Below are 21360 nucleotides of genomic sequence, written 5' to 3'. Positions count from 1 at the left end.
ATGAGCCGGTTTTCCAGTCTTCTCGCGTTGGTGATGGTGGCGGTGCTCGCCGGCTGCGGCAGACCGGAGTTTTCCGACGCCGAGAAGCAGACCATCGCCTCATTGGCGCTGTCCAGGCTGCCGCAGCTGAAGCCCGATACCACCAATCGCTTTGCCGACGTGCCGGCCGCCGCGGCACTCGGCTCGACGCTGTTTTTCGACACCGGGATGAGCGGCGACGGCACGGTATCGTGCTCGACGTGCCACAAGATCGACCGCCAATTCCAGGACGACCTGCCGCAAGCGGTCGGCGTCGGCCGCACCAACCGCCGCACCATGCCGTTGGCCGGCGTCGCGCATGATCCCTGGTTCTTCTGGGACGGGCGGCGCGACAGCCTGTGGGGGCAAGCGCTGACACCGCTCGAAAATCCGCTGGAGCAGGCCGGCAACCGCGCCGCCTTCGCGCATTACATCAAGGCCCGCTTCGGCGAGCGCTACGAGCGCATCTTCGGGCCGCTGCCGGACCTTTCGGGCGTGCCGGCCAATGCCGGCCCGCTCGGCACCGATGCCGAGAAGGCGGCCTGGAACGCCATGCCCGCCAGTCAAGCCGAGGACGTCAACCGCGTCTTTGCCAATATCGGCAAGGCGATCGCCGCCTTCGAGCGCTCGATCGCGCCGCCGCAGACACGCTTCGACCGCTTTGCCCTCGACCTGGCTGCGGGCGCCGAGCCGAAAGGCGACGCCGCCTTTTCATCGGAGGAAATCCTCGGCCTGAAATTGTTCATCGGCAAGGCCAATTGCGTGACCTGCCACAACGGCCCGCGTTTTACCGACGGCAGCTTCCACAACACCGGCGTGCCGCCGGTCGCGGGCCTGCCGCCGGATCGCGGCCGCGTCGAGGCGGTGGCGCAGGTCGAGGCCGATCCGTTCAACTGTTTCGGCGCCTTTCGCGACGGCGATGCCAGCGCCTGCCGCGAGTTGCGCTTCATGGTCAAGACCGGGCCGGAACTCGTCCGCGCCTACAAGACGCCGTCGCTGCGCGGTGCCGCCACCCGTCCGCCCTACATGCATGCCGGGCAGTTTTCCTCGCTGGACGAGGTGGTGGCGCATTATTCGAAGGCGCCGGCAAGTGTCGAGGGTGTGTCAGAGGTCCACCCGCTGCAGCTTTCGGACCGCGAGCGCGCGGCGCTGGTGGCGTTCCTGAAGACGCTGGCGGAGTGAAGGCGGCGGGGTAGCGATCCTTCGCGCCCCCCTCTGTCCTGCCGGACATCTCCCCCTCTAGTGGGGAGATTGGCAGCTTCGGCGCGCCGTTCACTCCTGCGACGTTTAGAGATTGGCGAAAGCGGCAGTGACAACCGATCTCCCCCCTGGAGGGGGAGATGTCCGGCAGGACAGAGGGGGGGCTGTCCCGCCGGCGTTTCCTACCGGTCCTTCACCGTCTCCATCGCGACAAACGTCGAGGTCTGGGCAACGTGCGGCAGGGCGGAGATGCGCTCGCCGAGCACGCGGCGGTAGGCGGCGATGTCGGTGGTGCGGACCTTCAGCAGATAGTCGAAGCTCGATGCCATCATGTGGCACTGCTCGATCTCCGGCACCGCCTGCACGGCGCGGTTGAAGGCGTCGAGCGCGGCCGAGCGGGTGTCGGACAGTTTCACCTGGACGAAGGCGACATGGCCTTCGCCCATGCGCTCACGGTCGATGATCGCCTGGTAGCCCCTGATGAAGCCGTCCTTCTCCAGCCGTTTGACTCGTGCCTGCACCGGCGTCTTCGACAGGCCGACTTTCGCCGCCAGTTCCGACATGGAAAGCCGGCCATTACTGCCCAGAGCCGACAGGATGTTCCTGTCGATCCGGTCCAATTGGTCTTCTGTCATCAGATTTTTGGCCACATTGGTGATTGCCGACCCGCAATCATAGATCAATCGACCTGTCTTGTCGATTTCTTTGGACCGACCGAAATCCGTACTTATGTTAGGTTGCGCCATTCGGCCCGGTGACCGCCGGCCCGCCCCCTTATGCTCGTTCTACAGGACCGCCATGCCAGCGCTCGACACCATCCGCCAGCAAATCCGTGCCAATTATTTGCCCGACGAAGACCAGGCGGTGAAGCGGCTGGCCGAGGCGGCCGGGCTGTCCGCGCAAGACCGCAAGGCGATTTCGGCCCGTGCCGCCGATCTGGTGCGCGCGGTGCGCGGCTCGTCCGATCCGCGGCTGATGGAGGTCTTCCTGTCCGCCTATGGCCTCTCGACCAAGGAGGGCGTGGCGCTGATGTGCCTGGCCGAGGCGCTGCTGCGGGTGCCCGACACCGAGACGATGGACGACCTCATCGCCGACAAGATCGCGCCGCACGACTGGTCGGCGCATTCGGGCGGCTCGAGCTCGATCTTCATCAATGCATCGACCTGGGCGCTGATGCTGACCGGCCGCGTGCTCGACGAAGGCGAGGGCGGCATCGAAGGCACGCTGCGCGCGATGGTGCGCCGGCTGGGCGAGCCGGTCATCCGCAAGGCGGTCGCCGCCGGCATGCGCGAGATGGGCGAGCAGTTCGTGCTCGGCCGCACCATTGCCGAGGCGGTCAGGCGCGGCCGGCCGATGACACAGAAGGGCTATCTCTATTCTTTCGACATGCTGGGCGAGGCGGCCCGCACCGAGGCCGACGCGCTGCGCTACCTCAAGGCATATGCCGATGCCATCTCTTCGCTCGATGCCGGCGCCAACGGCCCCGACATCCGCCAGAACCACGGCATTTCGGTCAAGCTTTCGGCGCTGCATCCGCGCTATGAAGTGACGCAGAAGGAAAAGATGCTGCCCGTCATGGCCGAGCGGCTGCTGTCGCTGGCGCTGGCGGCGCGCCATTCGCGCATGGGCCTCAACATCGACGCCGAGGAGGCCGACCGCCTCGACCTGTCGCTCGACGTCATCGAACGGGTACTGGCCGAACCGGAGCTTGCCGGCTGGAACGGCTTTGGCGTCGTCGTGCAGGCCTACGGTCCGCGCGCGGCCTTCACCATCGACTGGCTCAATGAGCTGGCGAGGAAATACGACCGCAGCATCATGGTGCGGCTGGTCAAGGGCGCCTATTGGGACACCGAGATCAAGCGGGCGCAGACGCTCGGGCTCGACGGCTATCCGGTTTTTACCCGCAAAGCCAATACCGACGTCTCCTACCTGGCCTGCGCGAAGAAGCTTTTGTCGATGACCGACCGGATCTACCCGCAATTCGCCACCCACAACGCCCACACCGTCGCCGCCATCCTGTCGATGACGACGGACCGCGATACGTTCGAGTTCCAGCGGCTGCACGGCATGGGCGAGGCGCTGCATGAGACGGTGCGGCGGGCCGAAGGCACGCGCTGCCGCATCTATGCGCCGGTCGGCGCGCATTCCGACCTGCTCGCCTATTTGGTCCGCCGGCTGCTGGAGAACGGCGCCAATTCCTCCTTTGTCCACCAGCTTACCGATGAAGAGGTCGAGCCCGAGGACATCGCCCGCGACCCGATCGACACGATGGAGAAACAAGGCCCCGCCGCCAATCCGGCGATCGTGCCGCCGTCGGCGATCTTTGGCCCCGGCCGGCGCAATTCCAAGGGCTTCGATATCACCGACACGCTGACGCTGGCTGCGATCGACAAGGCGAGGGCCGAGTTCGCCGGGCCGGAGCGCTGGCACGCCAAGCCGGTCAGCCGCGCCGCCGGCTACGGCAAGCAGCGTCCGGTGGTCAATCCGGCAAAACCTTCCGAAGTGGTCGGCACGGTCAGCGAGGCCGGCGCCAAGCAGGTCGAGACCGCCGTGCGCATCGCCGTCGAGGCACAACCGGCATGGGCAAGACGCCCGGTCGCCGAGCGTGCCGCCATCCTCAACCGCACGGCTGATCTCTACGAAGCCAATGCCGTCGAGTTTTTCGCGCTTGCCAGCCGCGAGGCCGGCAAGTCGCTCGCCGACGGCGTTGCCGAGGTGCGCGAGGCGGTCGATTTCCTGCGCTACTATGCGGCCGAGGCCGCCAATGCCGAGGCGGGCACCGAGGCGCGCGGCACCATCGCCTGCATCTCGCCGTGGAACTTTCCGCTCGCCATCTTCACCGGGCAGATCGCGGCGGCACTCGTCACCGGCAATTCGGTGATCGCCAAGCCGGCCGAACAGACGCCGCTGATCGCCTTCCGCGCCGTCCAGCTACTGCGCGAGGCCGGCGTGCCGGAAGACATCATCCAGCTTCTGCCCGGCGACGGCCCTTCGGTCGGCGGCCCGCTGACCGCCGATCCGCGCATTGCCGGCGTCTGCTTCACCGGCTCGACCGAGGTCGCCAAGCTGATCGAAAAGCAGCTGGCCGAGACCGCCGCGCCCGACGCCATGCTGATCGCCGAGACCGGCGGCCTCAACGCCATGATCGTCGATTCCACAGCACTTCCCGAACAGGCGGTGCGCGACATCCTCGCCTCCGCCTTCCAGAGCGCCGGCCAGCGCTGCTCGGCATTGCGCATTCTCTACGTGCAGAAGGACGTCGAGAAGAAGATGCTTGAGATGCTGAAAGGCGCGATGGAAGCGCTTAGCCTCGGCGACCCGTGGCGGATATCGACCGATGTCGGCCCGGTCATCGATGACGAGGCGCAAGCGTCGATCCGTGACTATTGCACCAAAATGGGCCTGCAGGGCCGGCTGATCGCCAAGCTTGAAGCGCCGAAGGACGGCCGCTTCGTTGCGCCGCACGTCTTTCGGGTCAAGGGCATCGAGGAGTTGGAGCGCGAGGTGTTCGGGCCGGTGCTGCATGTCGCCACCTTCGATGCCGACGAGATCGATGCGGTGATCGCTGCGATCAACCGCAAAGGCTATGGCCTGACCTTTGGCCTGCACACCCGCATCGAAGGCCGCGCCCAGCATTTCGTCGATGGCATCCATGCCGGCAACATCTACGTTAACCGCAACCAGATCGGCGCCGTCGTCGGCGCGCAGCCGTTCGGCGGCGAGGGCCTTTCCGGCACCGGGCCGAAGGCCGGCGGGCCACATTATCTCCGGCGCTTCCGCAAGGGGCCGGAAGCCGGCACCCATCTTGCCGAAGGCCGCAAGGTGACGGCGACCGAGCTCGCCGACAATCTGCCGGACCCGGCCTTTGGCGGCTGGTCGACGCGGCCGGATCGCGTCGCCATCCTGAGGAAACATCTGCGCGGCAAGGGTGCCGCGGCTATCGGCACTGCCGCCGGCATCGATTTCGGCCAGGTCGACCTGCCCGGGCCGACCGGTGAGGCCAACACGCTGTCGCTGTCGCCGCGCGGCCGCGTGCTCTGCCTTGGCCCGGACGCAGATACGCTGCTTGCCCAGACGATCCAGGCGCTGGCCGCCGGCAATGCGGTGCTCGCCGTCGCGCCCGGCGCGCCGGCAGCACTTTCGTCACTGACCGGCAAGGGACTGCCGCTGGCGGCCATCGACGGCAGACCGGACCCGGTCGAAGCGCGCTCGCTGCGGGTCGATGTCGTTGCCTTTTCCGGCACGCCCGAGGCCGCGCGCATCGTGCGCAAGGTCATCGCCGAGCGCGCCGGCCCGATCGTGCCGCTGATCAGCGAAGTCTATTATCCGGCCGCCTACGCCCACGAGCGCGCCGTCTGCGTCGACACCACGGCGGCGGGCGGCAATGCCAGCCTGCTGGCCGCTGCGTAGGTTCGCCAGGGCTCGCGTATCGCGGGCAGGGCGGCGCCAACTTTGGTGCCGGCATGGGGACGGTCGCTATCTGATACCGAGCGGCACTTCGAACTGCCAGGCCGAGCGACCGGCTCCGTCTGGAATAGGGGGAAACGGAGAAGCCCGGCGGACCGCGTCGAGTGCGGCCTTGTCCAGCGCGGCAACGCCCGAACTGCCCGTCAGCCTGGCCGACCGGACGCTGCCGTTCGAACCGACAGTAAAGGCAACCGTGGCTGTGCCAGTGGCGCGCGTGCGTGTCGAATTGAAGGCCCGCACCAGCTTTGACCTGATCTTGCCGGGATAGTTCGTGAAGGCTGCATTGCCGATGCCTGATTTGCCGCCCCTGCTGGCGGTCAGGATCTTGCCGTCCTTCCTGCCGTCGGCCATGCCGCGCGCGACATCCGTTTCGTCACGGCCGCCGGAGCCGGTCTTTTTCTTCTTGGAATCGGCTTTCGCAAGTGCCTTGCTCGCCTTCCTGCGCAGGGCCGGCTTTTCAGGCTCGTTTGGTTCGGCCTTCCTGGCCCGCTTGTTCTTTGCGGTTGCCTCCTTCGGCTGCTTGGGCTCCGGCCTGTCCGGCTTCGGTTCTTCCGCCGCGCCGACTGTCTCGGTCGTCTGAACTGTTTCCGCCGGCGCCGGATCGGCTGGTGCCGGTGCGCTTGTCTCGGCAGGCTCGGCCGTTTCGGCCGCGCTGACTGGCGGCGGCACGGCATTGCCGTCGGCAGGCACCAGCCTGTCGGTCACAAGAACGTCGGGCGATGGGTCCTGGCGCGCCGGCTGCGCGGGTGCTGGTTCGGTGCGATCGGCAGGCGCAGCAGTTTCCGTGGCGGCCTCGTTGACCGGCTCAACCACTTCTTTGTCCGATGTCTCCGCCGCATCGGTGACCGGCTGGAGCGTCTCCTCTGCCGCGGCCGCCTGCGCCTCGACCGTTTCGACCGGCTTGGCGTCGAGCATGGTCACCATCGTCACGTTGGCCACTTCCGGATCGTCTCCGACATCGCCGGCCGCCTGCTGCGGGTCGGCGCCGAGCAGCATTTCGCCTTGCTGATCGGCACCTTCGATGCTTGGCCGGTCGTCCGGCAGCGTGAGGAAGGCCAGCGCCACCGCCACGTGGAATGCGCAAGAGCAGGCGATCGCCACCGTCCAGTTGCGGCGCCGCCGCGTCTGTCGTGCCTGCCGCAATGGCTCCGCAGGCACCGTCGGCAAGTCGCCGTCGGCGTCGGCGATGTAACTGTCTTCCGGCCTGTCGCGCGGCGAAACACGCAGCGCCCCGCGCGGGATGGCGAAATCCGGATCGTCCGGTTCCGGCGGCAGGAAACCGGCCAATGGCCACGCGACGGGGTTTCGTGCGAATGCGGGTTCCGGTCCCAAAATTCAGACCCCGAAGGCGATGCCGGTCCTGGCCTGCGTTTTCAGCCCGTGCATGCAGGCATTCGGCTCGGCGCCGGCGCATTCCGTGGCGCTGTTGATCAACACGCGGCTGACCTTGCCGCAATCCGTGCCGGCAAGATCGAAACGCGTCACCTTGGTCTTGCCTGCCGGCAGCTCCTTGAAGTCGAGCACGGTCAGCCGGTCGACGACGCCGGCCTCGTTGAACAGCGCGATCTCGAACGCCGCCTTGGAAAGGTCGGCGCCGAGATTGTTGGTGACCACGAAAGTCAGGCGGCAGCCCTTGTCGGAAGGCTGCGCGCCATTGAGCTCGAGGATCAGCGCCGGTGCTTGCTGCTGTGTCCATGCCGGAGCCGCCGCAAGCAATATTGCCAGCACCGCGGCGAACAGACGAAGGGATGCCGTCATGCCTTTCATTGTCGTCAGCCTCCAAACCTCATGGTCGCCGCCAGCTTCAGGGTGACGCCGGGCTCGTAGACGACGCTCGTCGTCGATGCGTTCAGCGGGTTGGCGTATTTGACGTCGAACAGATTGTCGGCGCGGAAATCGACCTTGAAATTGTCGGTCGCCTGGTAGCTGGCGAAGGCATTGACCAGCGTATAGTCCTTGGCCACCGGGTTGCCCTGCGGCTTGCCATTGTACTGCACCTCGCCACCGATGGTCAGCCTGTCCTCGAGGAAGCGAAAGCCGAGTTGCCCGGTGATCTGTGAGGAGGGGACGGTGACAAGGTCCGCCCGTTCGCCTTCATAGGAAATCGTGTGGCCGTCGGTGAACGACGCCGAAAGCCCGGCAAAGCCCCAGGTGGCATCATAGACGCCCTCCATCTCGAAGCCGTGAATCTTGGCCTTGGCGAAATTCTGATACTGGAAGCAGATCGGTATGCCCGGACCGAACGGGCAGCCGCTGGTCGGGTCGAACGGCGAGAGCGTCACGCCGTCTATGTAATCGTCGACGTTGTTGTTGAAATAGGCCGCCTTCAGCCGCAGCGCGTCGTCGGCCTCAATGACGCCGTTGGTGCTGTAATTGACGCCAAACTCCACGGTCTTGCCGGTTTCGGGCTTGAGATTGGGATTGGGGAGGAACGGGAAGCTGACGCCGGCTGGATGGTTGCCGCTGATCAGTGTCTCCGATAGCGACGGAGAACGATAGCCTTCAGCGTAGGTGCCGTAGAATTGTAGCCCGGAAATGCTGGCGCTCTCGAAGGGCGAAATGCCCACTGTGATGCGTGGCGACAGCCGGTCGCCAGAGGTTTCGCCGACATCGCTGTCAAGCTTGTAGCTGTCGTAGCGCAGCCCGGCGATGATCTCGAGCCAGTCCCAGGTGAGCTTGTCCTGAACGTAAGCGCCGGAGACGTTCCTGTTGCCCGAGGGCGTATAGAAGCTGTCGCCGCCCGCCGTGCCGCCTGTCTCGACATCGTCGCGAACCCAGTCGCCGCCATAGGTCAGCTCATGCGCGATGCCGACGGTCTCGAATCTCGACGTGTTCCAAATGTCGATGCCGGAGGTGCCGATGTCGAACGTCGATTTCGAACCCGCCGGCAAAACCACGGGCAGACCGGTGACCGGATCAAACCGGTTTTGCGCGACAAGGGTCGTCAGATCGAGCTTGGTCTTGTTGTAGGACGCATTGATGTGGAGATCGAGCCAGCTCTTGTCTTCGTCGGTGATGTTGTAGCGGGCCGTGAAGGTATTCGCCTTCAGGTCGGCGTCGTTCACCGGCGCGCTGCCGCTGGTCTCGGTCCATCCGTCGTTCGAGCCGATCCAACCGAGCTTCAGCTCGCTGTTTTCGCTGGGGCGGATGGTCGTCTTGAGGAGGCCGCTCAAGACATCGAAGCCGGTGCCCGCTACAGCGTCGCCGCCGCCATGCTTGTAGTCGTCATAGTCGCGGTAGACGATATTGCCGAGCACGTCCCAGTTCTCGTTGATCCGATAGGCGCCGGTGGCGCTGGTGGTCCAGCCTTCGCCGTTGGTTTCGTAGCGCCCAGTTGCGGATACCGCCCAGGTCTCGTCCGGCTTGAGGAAATCCTGTGCATCCTTGGTGTCGAAAAATACGACGCCGCCGATCGCCCCGGAGCCATAGGTGTTGGCGACCGGGCCGCGGATCACATCGACGGATTTGATCAATTCGGGATCGATGTAGAAGGTCGATTGCGTACCGTGATCCGAGCGCTGGAAATTCTGGCGGGCGCCGTCGACGATGACGGAGACGCGGCCGAAATCCTGCAGGCCGCGGATGTTGATGCTGGAACTGACACGCCTTGCGTCGGCCTGGACGGCGACACCCGGCACACCGAACAGCATTTCGTTGGGCGTCGTCGCCATGCGGCGCTCGAGCTGTTCCTCGTCGACATGGCTGGCTGAAGCAAGCGACTCGATCGCCGTCTCGCCAGTACGGCTGAGGATCAGGATCTTGTCGAGCAGTGTGGTACCCGCCGGGGCCGGCTTTACCTTTTCGGGCTGTTGAGACGGGTCAGTCTGCTGCTGGTCGGCTGCCGGTTGGGCGGCCTGCTGGGCGCCGGCCGGTGTGGCGAGCAGCGGGATCGCCGCCGCGCCGGCCAGCAACGCGGCCATTTTGCTTGTCATAGAACAATGTGTCAGGCCGCTGCCCGCCAGCCGTCCCCAATTCGCCAACCCCATGCTGCAACTCCAAGAATCCATGTTCGATGCTGGCTGGCCTGGGGCTCGCTGGCATTTTTCATCGTGTCCGGCGTCTTAAATGTTGACTCTTTACTCCGGTATTGCACTGCTAGATAACATGATTATTCGAGTCAAGAATTGAATCGGCATTTCACGCAGGCGCCGAGCCAGATGCCCGGCACAGGAAAAGGGATCGAACCAATGAACACGCACAATCCCAGCGACTTTCGCTATCGCGTCCGCCGTTCCGACGAAAATTCCGTCCGTTTCGACCGGATCCAATCGGCCGTGAGAACGCTGTCCAGCAACACGCTGTTCCAGGGCGAGCACGAGATCGGCATCGAGCATCATGGTGCGCTGTACCGGCTGAAGATCACCCGGCAGGGCAAGCTCATCCTCAACAAGTAGGTGGTAGAAATGGACCAGCGCGTAAAACCCGCCCCACACGAGATCCGGCGGGCACGGGCAGACAATCCGAAAATGCGCGAGCGCGACCTCGCCGCCCAGCTCGGTATTTCGGAGGCCGAACTGGTCGCCGCGCATTGCGGCGACGGCGTCGTGCGCGTCGAGCCGCGTGTCAACGACCTTTTGACTGGCCTCGAAGCTGTCGGTGAGGTGATGGCGCTGACCCGCAACGAAAGCGCGGTGCACGAGAAGATCGGCGTCTACGACAAGGTCGTCACCGGCAATCACAATGCCATGGTGCTCGGTGAGAATATCGACCTGCGCATTTTCCCAAAAGTCTGGGCGCACGGCTTTGCCGTGGAAAAGCGCGATGGCGCCGACATCCGCCGCAGCCTGCAGTTCTTCGATACCGCAGGCGAGGCGGTACACAAGGTGCATCTCAGGCCAGCCTCCAACCTTTACGCCTATCAGAAACTGGTGGCCGGGCTGGAATCGCCGAACCAGGAGCCGACGGTGGCGATTTCAGCGGGCACGGCCGACGAGACCGAGACTGCGGACAACCCGGCGAGCATCGACGATCTGCGCGACCGCTGGAGCCAGCTGACCGACGTGCATCAGTTCTTCGGCATGCTGAAGACACTGAAGATCAGCCGCCGACAGGCGGTGCGCATGGTCGGCCAGGACTACGCCTGGCTGGTCGACAAGGATGCGGTGAACGCCATGTTCAACCACGCCGCTGCCGGCGCCATGCCGATCATGTGCTTTGTCGGCAATCGCGGCTGCATCCAGATCCATTCCGGCCCGGTCGCCTCGATCAAGCCGATGGGACCATGGCTCAACGTGCTCGACCAGAACTTCCATCTGCACCTGCGGACCGACCACATCGATGAGGTCTGGGCCGTGCGCAAGCCGACCAAGGACGGCCATGTCACGTCGCTCGAAATCTATGGCGCCGACGGCAAGATGATCATCCAGTTCTTCGGTAAGCGGCATGAAGGCGAAAGCGAGCGCGAAGACTGGCGCTTTCTGGCCGAAAACCTGCCGCGTATCCCAAGCCCGACCGCAGCCTGAGGAAAACGACGATGGTTCTTTTCTCCAGGCTGGCATCGGTCTCCAGGTCGGCGCCTGGTCCTGCGGCGGCTGTTTTCCTGGCGTTCGCCGCGCTGATGCCGGCTCAAGCCGCCGAGGGCATCGCGACTTTCGCCGACCGCTCGAGGATCGTTGCCATCGGCGGCTCGATCACCGAGATCGTCTATGCGCTCGGTGAACAGGATCGTCTTGTCGCGCGCGATTCGACCAGCCGCTATCCGCAAGCGGCGGCGGAACTGCCTGATGTCGGCTACATGCGCCAGCTGTCGCCGGAGGGTGTGCTGTCGGTCAATCCGTCGGGCATATTGGCCCTGCACGGCAGCGGACCGAAGGAAGCCGTCGACGTCTTGAAGAAATCAAGCATCCCATTCATCGAGGTGACCGAGCGCTATGATAATCAAGGCATTCTCGAAAAGATCCACATCGTCGGCAAGGCGCTTGGCACCGAGGCCAAGGCCGATGCGCTGGCGGCCCAGATAGACGCCAGGCTGAAGGCAGCCGAAAAGCAGACCGCCTCGATCAAGGATCGCAAGCGCATCCTGTTCGTGCTGTCGATGCAGGGCGGCAAGCTGCTTGCCGCCGGCAGCGACACCGCCGCGGAGGGCATCATCAAGCTTTCGGGCGGCATCAACGCCATCGACGGCTTTGCCGGCTACAAGCAATTGTCGGACGAGGCAGTCATCACCGCCAGGCCCGACGTGATCCTGATGATGAACAATGCCGGACCGGCCACCGCGGATGACGAATTGTTTTCGAACCCTGCCGTGGCTTCGACGCCGGCGGGTGCAGCCCGCAGGCTGATCCGCATGGACGGCGGCTACCTGCTCGGCTTCGGTCCGCGCACGGCCGAGGCCATCCACGATCTCGCCGTCTCGCTCTATGGCAGCCAGGTCGCGGATTGAGCGCGATGGCCGAACATTCGATCGCCGGTACGGCGGGCATTATGGCGACGGCAGGTGACCGTTCGCGGCGTGCCCGCCTCGTCATCGTGCTGCTCTGCGTCGGGCTGGTTATCGCCGTGCTGTTGTCGCTGACCTCCGGCGCGTCCGATGCCTCGGCCATTGGCGTCATGCACAACTGGCTGTTCGGCGCGTTGCCCGGCGACGCGGCGTTGAGCGCCCGCGACCGCCTGATCATCCATGACATCCGTCTGCCGCGCGTTGTTCTGGGCGTGCTGATCGGCGCATCGCTTGCAGTCTCCGGTGCCGTCATGCAGGGGTTGTTCCGCAATCCGCTGGCCGACCCCGGCCTGATCGGCGTTTCGGCGGGATCGAGCCTCGGTGCGGTCGCCGTCATCGTGCTTGGCTCGACCATGCTGGCGCCGCTGACTACGGCGCTCGGCACGATGGCTTTGCCGCTGGCTGCGTTCTGCGGCGGGCTGGCTACGACATTGCTGCTCTATCGGGTCGCGACACGGCAAGGCCGGACCTCGGTCGCCACCATGCTGCTCGCCGGCATCGCGCTGGCGGCGCTTGCCATGGCGCTGACCGGCATCCTGATCTTCATGGCCGACGATCGGCAATTGCGCGACCTGACCTTCTGGCAGCTCGGTTCGCTGGGCGGCGCAACCTGGCAGAAGATCGGCTCGGTCGGGCCGGTCATCGTGCTGGCGTTGGCGGCAATGCCGTTCCTGGCGCGCGGCCTCAACGCGCTGGCGCTCGGCGAGGCCACGGCCGGCCATCTCGGCATTCCGGTTCAGCGGCTGAAATACACCGCGATTGTCGGCGTCTCAGCAGCGGTCGGCGCCTCCGTCGCGGTCAGCGGCGGAATCGGCTTCGTCGGCATCGTCGTGCCGCATCTGCTGCGTCTGCTGATCGGCCCCGACAACCGTTACCTGCTGCCGGCATCGGCCCTGCTTGGTGCGGCGCTGCTGCTGTTGGGAGACGCCGTTGCCCGCACCATCGTTGCCCCGGCCGAATTGCCGATTGGGATCGTCACCGCGGTCGCCGGTGCGCCGTTCTTCCTGTGGATCCTGCTGCGCAAGCGCGGCGTCATTGACCTGTGAAAGTTTGCTTATGATCGAAGCGCGGGATGTCTCGGTGGCGATCGGCTGCAAGCGCATTGTCGCCAATGTCGATTTCGAGGCGCGGCCGGGCGAAATCGCGGCCATCGTCGGCCCCAACGGTTCGGGCAAGACGACCTTCCTCCGAGCACTGTCCGGCGATCTTGGCTATTCGGGAGAGGTCACCGTCAACGGCCGCAATCTATCGGCGATGAAGCCGGTCGATGCGGCGACGGTCCGTGCGGTGCTGCCGCAGGCGACGACGCTGTCGTTTCCGTTCACCGTGCGTGAGATCGTCAGGCTAGGCCTGGTCGGCGGGCGCTCCGGCGCGTTGCCCGGCGAGGACCAGCGCCTGCCCGAACGGGCGCTGGCTCGCGTCGACCTCGACGGTTTTGCCGGCCGCTTCTACCAGGAGCTGTCCGGCGGCGAGCAGCAGCGCGTGCAGCTTGCCCGCGTACTCTGCCAGGTCTGGGCGCCGGTGCTCGATGGCAAGCCGCGCTATTTGTTCCTCGATGAGCCGGTGTCCAGCCTCGATATCAAGCACCAGCTGATCATCATGGACATCGCGCGCGATTTCGCCAGACGGGGAGGCGGCGTGGTCGCCATCCTGCACGACCTCAATTTGACGGCGATGTATGCCGACCGGATTTTCGTCATGCATCGCGGCAGGCTCGCCGCTACAGGTTCGCCGCAACAGGTGCTCAGCGACGAGCTGATCGAAAAGGTCTTCGATTGCCGGCTGAAGGTCGGTGTGTTGCCGGCGGCAAACATGCCGTTCGTATTGCCGCAGTCGGTCTGTTGATATTCAGGTGATGCCGGCCTGCAAATGGCGGTTTCCTGCGCTTCCGGCCTTCGCCGGCCGAAGCATTCATGAGAGGTGCGGCAGTTAAGGCTATGGCCGGCGCAGGCCGGTACTCACGTACCCAAACGTACGCTCCGTTCCGGTTCTCGGAACCCACCATTTTCGGCTCGGCCTGACCTGAATCTCAACAGACCTCACCAACTGAGATGCGACCAAAAATCAGGCGGCCGGCGCCCTTTGCACCAGCATGTCGATGCCGAGCAGGTGCCGCACATTCGGGCGCGCCGCCACCAGATCGGCGATCGTGTAGCGCGACAGCACGGCGAAGAAGGCGTTGAGCGCTTCGCGCAATGCCGAATTCAGCGCGCAGCTGTCGACCAGCGGACATTCGGCGGCGTCGTTCTCGAAGCACTCGGCCATGGCAAAGCTTTCCTCCGTTACCCGCACGACATCGAACAGGCTGATTGATTCGGCCGCGCGGCCGAGCCTGACGCCGCCATTCCTGCCGCGCACCGTTTCGATCAGGCCGTTTTCGACCAGCGGCTGCAGGATCTTGAACAGGAAAAGTTCCGATACCGAATAGGCGGCGGCGATCTCGGGGATGCGGCTCAACCGCTCGGTGTTGGCGGCGCAATACATCAGAATGCGCATGGCGTAGTTGGTCTGACGGGTAAGCCGCATTGTGTCCTCACATAACAGTGGTTGGCGTCAATATGGCCTATAGTTTGGAACAATTCCAGACTGGCGCTGCATAATAGATGAATTCCGGCGTCAAGTTTGCGTGCACGATTGCGCGCACCGGAACCAGCGGCGCGCTTTCTGGGGCAGGCGACACTAGATAAGTTCGCATACACGATCAGGAGCGGCCCATCATGTCACGACCAGCCCCGGCATTTGCATCCGTCGCGTCCGTCCGGTTCGACGCCGATGCCGACGCCAAGCTTTCGGCGCTCAGGCGCACCAAGTTCGTCGCCGCCGCAGCACTTGCGTTTTGCGTGCTGGTCTTTGCGGTGGCGAAATCGCTCGAGAGCCGGCATGCGTGGTTGGGCTTCGTCGCCGCTTTCGCCGAGGCGGCGACGATCGGCGGGCTGGCCGACTGGTATGCGGTGGTGGCGCTGTTTCGGCGGCCACTTGGCCTGCCGATCCCGCATACGGCCATCATCCCGGACAACCAGAATCGCATCGCCGACAATCTCGGCCGCTTCATCGAGGTGAATTTCCTGGCGCCGGAACCGGTGCGCGAAAAGCTCGCCGAGGTCGACTTTTCGGCGCTGGTCGCGGACTGGCTGGCCGACCCGAACCGCGCCGCCGATTTATCGCGCTTCGTCGGCCGGCTGGTGCCGCAGGCGCTGGCGGCGGTCGAGCAATCCGGACTGCGCAGCTTCGTCACCAGCCGCATGCTGGAGCAGATCGAAAAGGTGCCGCTGGCGCCGCTCGCCGCCGAGCTGCTGTCGGCGCTGACCGACGATCGCCGCCACCAGAAATTATTCGACGAGTTCACCAAGGTGGTCGGCCGCTTCCTGAGCGACGAGCAGGCGCTGGCGACGATGCGCGAGAAGATCCGCGAGGAACTGCCGTCGCTGTTCAACCTGTTTCGCGCCGACGCCTATCTGTTGAAGAAGATCATTGCGTCGGCCGGCTCGCTGCTCGATGAGGTACGCGCCGATCCGCACCATCCGATGCGAGCCGAATTCGACCTTTTCGTCGAAACCTTCGTCGAGCGGCTGAGGACATCCAAACAATATGCCAGGCGCGCCGAAAAGCTGAAGCGCGATTTCCTTGCCCGGCCAGAGCTCAGCGCGCTGGCCGGCGATATGTGGGACAGCCTGCGGCTGTTCATCGAACAGGACGCCAAGGCGCCGAATTCGATGATCCGCGACCATCTCGCCACCATGTTCGTCGAGGTCGGCCGCCATCTTGCCGACGACGCGCAGATCAGGGCCGACATGAACCAGGGCTTCATCGTGGCGCTGGCGTCCTTCGTCGAAAGCCAGAAGAGCGGCGTGTCGAAGTTCATCGCCGACCAGGTCAAGCGCTGGGACCTCGCGCAACTGACAAGGCTTATAGAAATGAACATCGGCAAGGACCTGCAATATATCCGCTTCAACGGCATGATCATCGGTGGCCTTGCCGGGCTCGTGCTCTACACTGCCGAACGGCTGTTTCTTGTCGGCTGACTCGTCCGAATGGACCGCTGAGCTTCGCTGCACTATCTTCCGTGCAGTGGCGGGGTTCACGGCAACAGGGGGAGAGAACCAGCATGGCAAAACGACCGGAGTCCGAGTCCTTCATCGACATGTTCGGCAAATTCGGCCGCGACCTGAAGCTGTCGAATGTCGATGTCGAGGCGATCCTCGCCCACCACGCCAAGAACCTGGAAGCGCTGGAGAAGTCGGCACGGGCGAGCGCCGCTGGAGCCTCGGCGCTGTTGTCAAGGCAACGCGAGATGCTGCAGGACACGCTGCGCGAAATCACCGACATGGCACAAAGCTACAGAGCGCCCGGCAATCCGCAGGAAATGATGCAGAAGCAGGCGGCGTTCGCCAGGAAATTCTTCGAGACCGCGCTGAAGAATGCCGGCGAGATGGCCGAACTGGCGAGGGCGTCCGGCACCGAATCGATCGAAATCCTGCGCAGCCGCATCAAGGAGGCGATGGAGGAAATCCGCGCCGGCCACGACAAGAGGTAGCTGTTCCCCGGCAGCACACTTGGCGGCGGCGAAGACCGGCGGTTCGAGGGCCGAAGATTATGGGCTGGAATCGCATTGGCGAATTGACAGAGGCGGCCCGTCGTGGTCCGGAACAGGCAAGCGATCGGGAAAGCAGGAATGACGCAGATACGGCCGAGGACGCCGCCGACCTTCGAGCAACTCAGGGCGATGGCCGGGCAGGAGTTGGGCGTTTCGGACTGGACGCTGGTCGATCAGCACCGCATCGACCAGTTTGCCGAATGCACGGGCGATCATCAATGGATCCATGTCGATCCCGAGCGGGCGAAGCGGCAAAGCCCGTTCCGCACCACGATCGCGCATGGCTATCTGACCCTGTCGATCATCGGCGCGCTGGCGCTCGAGATGGGCATCGTCCCCGAAAACACGCAGGCCGCCTTCAACTACGGTTTCGACAAAGTGCGTTTCGTGGCGCCGGTCAGGGTCGGCTCGCGAATCAGGCTGCGCACCACGCTGTTGTCGATGGAAGACAAAGGTCCGGGGCAATATCTAATGAAGGCCGCCAATACGGTCGAGATCGAAGGCGAGCAGAGGCCGGCGCTCACCGCCGAGACGCTCGTCATGCTTTACGCACGCCGCAAGCGGGCCGGCACCTGAGAGTTCAGCCTCAGTTTTGCGGCAGCGCAATCAACGCGACATCGCCTCTTCAAGCGCCCTGAAAACCCGGTCGTCTCCCGATTGGGCGACATTGAAGCGCATGTAACGGCTGGCCGACCGGGACAGGCTGAACGCATTGCCGGGCGCAAGCACGACATTAGCCGACAGGGCATGGCGGGCGACATCCGCGGCATCTATCCCCTCCGGCAGCCTGCACCATAAAAACATGCCGGCGGGCTGATCTATCCATGGCACGATGCCGATCGCCCTGAGGCGGGTGCCGGTTTCTTCCATGGCGCGCGAGAGCCGCGCGCGCAGCAGATCGACGTGCTTGCGATAGAGGCCGTCCTTCAGCAGCGTCAGTACCAGTTCGGATGCAAGCCGACCGCTGCCAAACGACGTGGCGATCTTGAGATCGGTCAATCCTTCCATCCAGTCGCGAGGAGCGGCGATGAAGCCGCAGCGCACCGATGCCGACAGCGTCTTGGAAAAGCTTCCGATATGAATGACCCGGCTGAGGCCGTCGAAGGCAGCCAACCTGGGCGCCGGTGTGTGTTCGAAATCTGCGAAGATATCGTCCTCGATGATCGTCAGCCCCGACGGGTCGGCGAGCTTCAGCACCCGATGGGCAACGACCGGCGACAATATCGCGCCGGTCGGATTGTGAAGCGCCGAATTGGTAATGTAGAGGCGCGGCCGATGCTCGTTCAGCGCTTGCGCGAACAACTCGATGTCCGGACCCGAGCGCGTGTAGGGGACGCTGATCACCTTGGCCCGATGGGCGCGCAACAGGGCATGGAAGTTGAAGTAGCAGGGATCGTCGACCAACACCGTGTCACCCGGTTCGAGCAGGAACCGGCACAGCAGGTCGATCGCCTGGGTGCCCGATTCCGTCAGCATGATCTGGTCCGGAGAGGCTTCGATGCCGTGCTCGGCCATGCGCCGCGCCAGCAGATGGCGTAGCGCCGGCAAGCCGAGCGGCGTGCCGTAGTCGGTCAGAGCGGCGTCGTCGGCGCGGGCCGTCGTCCGCAGTGCGCGGCGCAATCCAGCCTCGGGCATCCATGTTGCCGGCAGCCAGCCGCAACCTGGTTTCAGGACGCCGTCGCCCGCTTCCAGCGATTGGCGCGAGACCCAGAGCGGGTCGACGGCACGGTCAAGCCTGGGGCCGATCTCGGCCAGCGACAACGGAGCCAACGGTCCGGCGGCATAGAAACCCGAGCCCGGCCGCGAGCGGATCATGCCTTCCGCCGCAAGACGCTCATAGGCTTCGACCACGGTGGATTTGGAAACCTGCATGGCCTTCGCGAACGCCCGGATCGAAGGCAGCCGCGTTCCCGGTGTGAGGCTGCGCGCGGCGATCCTGTGCCTGATCGTCGCCATGACGCTTTCGACAAGCGTCCGGCTGCCCTCATCTGTTGTCGTCAGTTCGTCCATCCGTACTGCTCAGCCTACCATGACGGTTTTGTCAAACTGTACCTGATTGTCTCTGGCGGAGCCAGACGCCCGGCCCGATAGAGGGCGAAATCAGCGGGGCATCGATGAACAAGGCGATGAGTAGTTGGGCGGCGAGTAGTTGGGCGGCGAGTGGTTGGGCGGCGAGTGGCTGGGTCAACGGGTTCATAGGCGTGCTGATCTTCAGCGGTTCGCTTCCGGCGACGCGCGTGGCGGTGATGGATTTCGATCCGGTATTCGTAACGGTCGCCCGTGCGGCTTCAGCGGGCATCCTCGGCCTGGCGCTTCTACTCGTTTTTCGTCAGAAGCGTCCGGAGCGGCGAGATCTGTTCCCGCTGGCGATCGTGGCGCTTGGCGTCGTGGTCGGCTTTCCCCTGCTGACGGCGCTGGCGCTCAAGCACATCACGTCGGCTCACTCCATCATCTTCGTCGGCCTGTTGCCGTTGGCGACCGCGATCTTCGGCGTGGTTCGAGGCGGCGATCGCCCGAAGCCGGCGTTCTGGCTGTTCTCGTGCCTCGGCAGCGCCCTTGTCGCCGGTTTCGCAGTCACCCAAGGCCTGTCGGTCTCGCCGCTCGGCGACATCTTGATGCTGGCCGCCATCATCGTGTGCGGATTGGGCTATGCCGAAGGAGCGGCGCTGTCGCGCAAACTCGGCGGTTGGCAGGTGATTTCGTGGGCGCTGGTGCTGTCGCTGCCCCTCATGCTGGCGCTGACGTTCATCACTTTGCCGCCGTCGCTCGAAAGTGCCGGCAGGGGCGCCTGGATCGGCTTGGCCTATGTTTCGCTGTTCAGCATGCTGATCGGTTTCGTGTTCTGGTATCGCGGCCTGGCGCAAGGCGGCATCGCCGCCGTCGGGCAGTTGCAACTGCTGCAGCCCTTCTTCGGCCTCGGGCTGGCGGCAGCGCTGCTGCATGAGCAGGTCAGTCCCGCCATGATCGCCGTCACCGCCGCCGTCGTGCTTTGCGTCGTCGGTGCCAAGAGATATGCGAGATAGGTGCGCCGGCTGCCGGAGTTGCATGCGAACCGGGTGGAATCCTCAAGGATGCTTGGCAATGATATCTGTTCGCCCGGCAGTGGCGCGGGCTGAAAATACCGCAAGGATCAGCGCCATCAGCACCAGGCCCGTCGCCACCTGGAAAGTGACCTGCATCCCTCGTGCCGCTGCCGCAGGTGCCAACACTGCCAAGCCAGTGCCTTCCCCAGCCGATGCGAAGGCGAACACCGCGCCCATCACCGACGCACCGGTGATCAGGCCGAGATTGCGCGACAGATTGAGCAGGCCGGAGACGACGCCACGCTGGTCGGATGCGACGCCGGTCATCACGGCCGAATTGTTGGAGGTCTGAAACAGGCTGTAGCCGGTGCAGACGATGATGATTGGTACGGCATAGCCGGCAATACCGAATTCCGCCCGCGACAGAGCAAAGGTGCCAATAGCGAGATCGAACAGGCCGACGATCATGATCCGGTTCGCCCCGAAACGATCGACCAGGCGTCCGGCCGGCAGCGCCGCCAATGCGGTAACCAGAGGGCCGGTCGACAGAACCAGCCCGACCATGGCTGCGTTCAGCCCGAGCGCGCGCGACAGATAGAATGGTGCGACCACCAGCGTCGCCATCATCACCGTGGCGACGATCAGGTTCATGGCGAGGCTTGCGTTCAACGCCTGGTCGCGGAACCTCGCAGGTTGAATCAAAGGGTTCTGGACCCTTGTCTGCGCAACGACAAACAGCAGGCCAGCCACGGTTGCGGCAATCAGCAAGCCGACATTGAGAGAACCAAAACTGCCACGCCCAAGGGTCATGGCGAGCGCATAGGCGGCTAGCGTCAGCGCGAGCAAAGCCGTGCCGATCCCGTCGAAACCGCGCCGACCTGGCGTCTTTTTTCCGGCCGGCAGGAAGCGCCAGGCAAGCGCAAAGGCCAGCACCCCCAACGGCAGATTGATGAGGAAGATCGCGCGCCAGCCGAGGCCGGCAATCAACAGTCCGCCAAGGGAGGGGCCAAGCGTGGTGCCGATCGCCGACATGGCGCCGAGCAGGCCCATGGCGCTGCCGGTTTTATCCCGGGGAACTGCGTCGGCGACAAAGGCCAGCGTCAGAGCCATCATGACGGCCGCGCCGAGCCCCTGTGCCGCCCGTGCGGCAATCAGCAGCCAGAGCGTCGGCGCGAGCCCGCAAAGCACCGATGCGAAGGTGAACAGGGCGATGCCGCCGAGCAATAGCGGGCGGCGGCCGACTATGTCGGCGAGCCGCCCGACGCTGACGATCAAGGTGGTGATGGCGAGCAGATAGGCCAGGACGACCCATTGCACGAGCTGGAACGATGCGCCGAATGCCTGCATCAGCGATGGCAGCCCGACGCTGGCGATGCTGGTGGCGAGCGACGACAGCAGCGTTGAAAGCGACAGGCTTGCCAATGCCCATCGGGTCGAGCGTGCGCTCACCGGGGCAACTTCGTCCCAGGTCTTTTCAGCGGTCGATGCCAAGGTGAACTCCTTTGCCGGCAGCCCCCAATCGGAGCTGTCGGACGCTATTCCCTCGCATGATGTGGCGGAAGGCGCAGTATTTGCATCTTATTCGTGCATGAAACGCCACATCGCGGCCGAGCTGTGCT

General features: G+C 64.6%; 18 protein-coding genes. 11 read left to right on the top strand and 7 right to left on the bottom strand.

What is annotated here, in order from left to right; translation table 11 throughout:
- Positions 1–1200: a cytochrome-c peroxidase gene (locus NKH16_RS26860; protein WP_352747777.1), complete on the top strand. Its 1200-nt coding sequence runs from the start codon at positions 1–3 to the stop codon at positions 1198–1200.
- Positions 1201–1400: 200 nt separating this feature from the next.
- Here the strand turns inward: NKH16_RS26860 and NKH16_RS26855 are convergent, their stop codons facing one another.
- Complete coding sequence (locus tag NKH16_RS26855; protein WP_023676441.1) at positions 1401–1853, bottom strand: Lrp/AsnC family transcriptional regulator; 453 nt, start codon at positions 1851–1853, stop codon at positions 1401–1403.
- A 163-nt stretch (positions 1854–2016) separates the two neighbouring features.
- Between NKH16_RS26855 and putA the strand changes: the two genes are divergently transcribed.
- Entirely contained in the window at positions 2017–5628 is a 3612-nt protein-coding gene (gene putA, locus NKH16_RS26850; protein ID WP_352747774.1) for a bifunctional proline dehydrogenase/L-glutamate gamma-semialdehyde dehydrogenase PutA, read from the top strand.
- Positions 5629–5694: 66 nt separating this feature from the next.
- On the opposite strand, the gene tolA is transcribed toward putA, so the two are convergent.
- Genes tolA through NKH16_RS26835 form a run of 3 tightly spaced genes read right to left on the bottom strand, consistent with a single transcriptional unit; the run spans position 5695 to position 9671 of the window.
- Positions 5695–6972 carry a cell envelope integrity protein TolA gene (gene tolA / locus NKH16_RS26845; RefSeq protein ID WP_352747772.1) on the bottom strand — a complete coding sequence of 426 codons (1278 nt, stop codon included), beginning with the start codon at positions 6970–6972 and terminating at the stop codon, positions 5695–5697.
- 48 nt (positions 6973–7020) lie between these two features.
- Entirely contained in the window at positions 7021–7452 is a 432-nt protein-coding gene (locus NKH16_RS26840) for a hypothetical protein (protein WP_352747770.1), read from the bottom strand.
- Positions 7453–7457: 5 nt separating this feature from the next.
- Complete coding sequence (locus NKH16_RS26835) at positions 7458–9671, bottom strand: TonB-dependent hemoglobin/transferrin/lactoferrin family receptor (RefSeq protein WP_502895009.1); 2214 nt, start codon at positions 9669–9671, stop codon at positions 7458–7460.
- A gap of 201 nt (positions 9672–9872) precedes the next feature.
- On the opposite strand from NKH16_RS26835, the gene hemP reads away from it, so the two are divergent.
- From hemP to NKH16_RS26810, 5 genes are read left to right on the top strand one after another with little or no spacing between them, the layout of a single operon-like run.
- Positions 9873–10079 carry a hemin uptake protein HemP gene (gene hemP, locus NKH16_RS26830; RefSeq protein ID WP_352587787.1) on the top strand — a complete coding sequence of 69 codons (207 nt, stop codon included), beginning with the start codon at positions 9873–9875 and terminating at the stop codon, positions 10077–10079.
- 9 nt (positions 10080–10088) lie between these two features.
- A complete protein-coding gene (locus tag NKH16_RS26825) occupies positions 10089–11147 on the top strand; it encodes a hemin-degrading factor (RefSeq protein ID WP_352822631.1) in 1059 nt (352 codons plus the stop codon).
- A gap of 11 nt (positions 11148–11158) precedes the next feature.
- Complete coding sequence (locus NKH16_RS26820; protein ID WP_352747762.1) at positions 11159–12067, top strand: heme/hemin ABC transporter substrate-binding protein; 909 nt, start codon at positions 11159–11161, stop codon at positions 12065–12067.
- A 5-nt stretch (positions 12068–12072) separates the two neighbouring features.
- Complete coding sequence (locus NKH16_RS26815; RefSeq protein WP_352747760.1) at positions 12073–13170, top strand: FecCD family ABC transporter permease; 1098 nt, start codon at positions 12073–12075, stop codon at positions 13168–13170.
- Between the two features lie 10 nt (positions 13171–13180).
- Positions 13181–13969 (top strand): heme ABC transporter ATP-binding protein, encoded by a 789-nt coding sequence (locus tag NKH16_RS26810; RefSeq protein WP_352747758.1) that lies wholly within the window; start codon positions 13181–13183, stop codon positions 13967–13969.
- A gap of 219 nt (positions 13970–14188) precedes the next feature.
- Here NKH16_RS26810 and rirA read toward each other — a convergent pair whose 3' ends face one another.
- A complete protein-coding gene (rirA, locus tag NKH16_RS26805) occupies positions 14189–14650 on the bottom strand; it encodes an iron-responsive transcriptional regulator RirA (RefSeq protein ID WP_023676431.1) in 462 nt (153 codons plus the stop codon).
- Positions 14651–14841: 191 nt separating this feature from the next.
- Here rirA and NKH16_RS26800 point away from each other — a divergent pair, with 191 nt between their 5' ends.
- The 3 genes from NKH16_RS26800 (at position 14842) to NKH16_RS26790 (ending at position 17294) form a co-directional block, all read left to right on the top strand.
- Positions 14842–16146: a DUF445 domain-containing protein gene (locus NKH16_RS26800; RefSeq protein ID WP_352747756.1), complete on the top strand. Its 1305-nt coding sequence runs from the start codon at positions 14842–14844 to the stop codon at positions 16144–16146.
- An 83-nt stretch (positions 16147–16229) separates the two neighbouring features.
- The gene (locus NKH16_RS26795; protein ID WP_352747753.1) at positions 16230–16658 is read left to right on the top strand and encodes a phasin family protein; all 429 of its coding nucleotides are present in this window, start codon (positions 16230–16232) and stop codon (positions 16656–16658) included.
- A gap of 138 nt (positions 16659–16796) precedes the next feature.
- Positions 16797–17294 carry a MaoC family dehydratase gene (locus NKH16_RS26790; protein ID WP_292664992.1) on the top strand — a complete coding sequence of 166 codons (498 nt, stop codon included), beginning with the start codon at positions 16797–16799 and terminating at the stop codon, positions 17292–17294.
- Positions 17295–17324: 30 nt separating this feature from the next.
- On the opposite strand, the gene NKH16_RS26785 is transcribed toward NKH16_RS26790, so the two are convergent.
- Positions 17325–18728: an aminotransferase-like domain-containing protein gene (locus tag NKH16_RS26785; RefSeq protein ID WP_352747751.1), complete on the bottom strand. Its 1404-nt coding sequence runs from the start codon at positions 18726–18728 to the stop codon at positions 17325–17327.
- 104 nt (positions 18729–18832) lie between these two features.
- Between NKH16_RS26785 and NKH16_RS26780 the strand changes: the two genes are divergently transcribed.
- Positions 18833–19741: a DMT family transporter gene (locus NKH16_RS26780; protein WP_352747749.1), complete on the top strand. Its 909-nt coding sequence runs from the start codon at positions 18833–18835 to the stop codon at positions 19739–19741.
- A gap of 42 nt (positions 19742–19783) precedes the next feature.
- Here NKH16_RS26780 and NKH16_RS26775 read toward each other — a convergent pair whose 3' ends face one another.
- Entirely contained in the window at positions 19784–21232 is a 1449-nt protein-coding gene (locus NKH16_RS26775; RefSeq protein WP_502895011.1) for an MFS transporter, read from the bottom strand.
- Positions 21233–21360: the final 128 nt, after the last annotated feature.

This window comes from Mesorhizobium sp. M1307, assembly GCF_040318155.1.
Taxonomy (GTDB): Bacteria; Pseudomonadota; Alphaproteobacteria; order Rhizobiales; family Rhizobiaceae; genus Mesorhizobium.
This window is presented reverse-complemented; position numbering and strand designations above follow the sequence as displayed.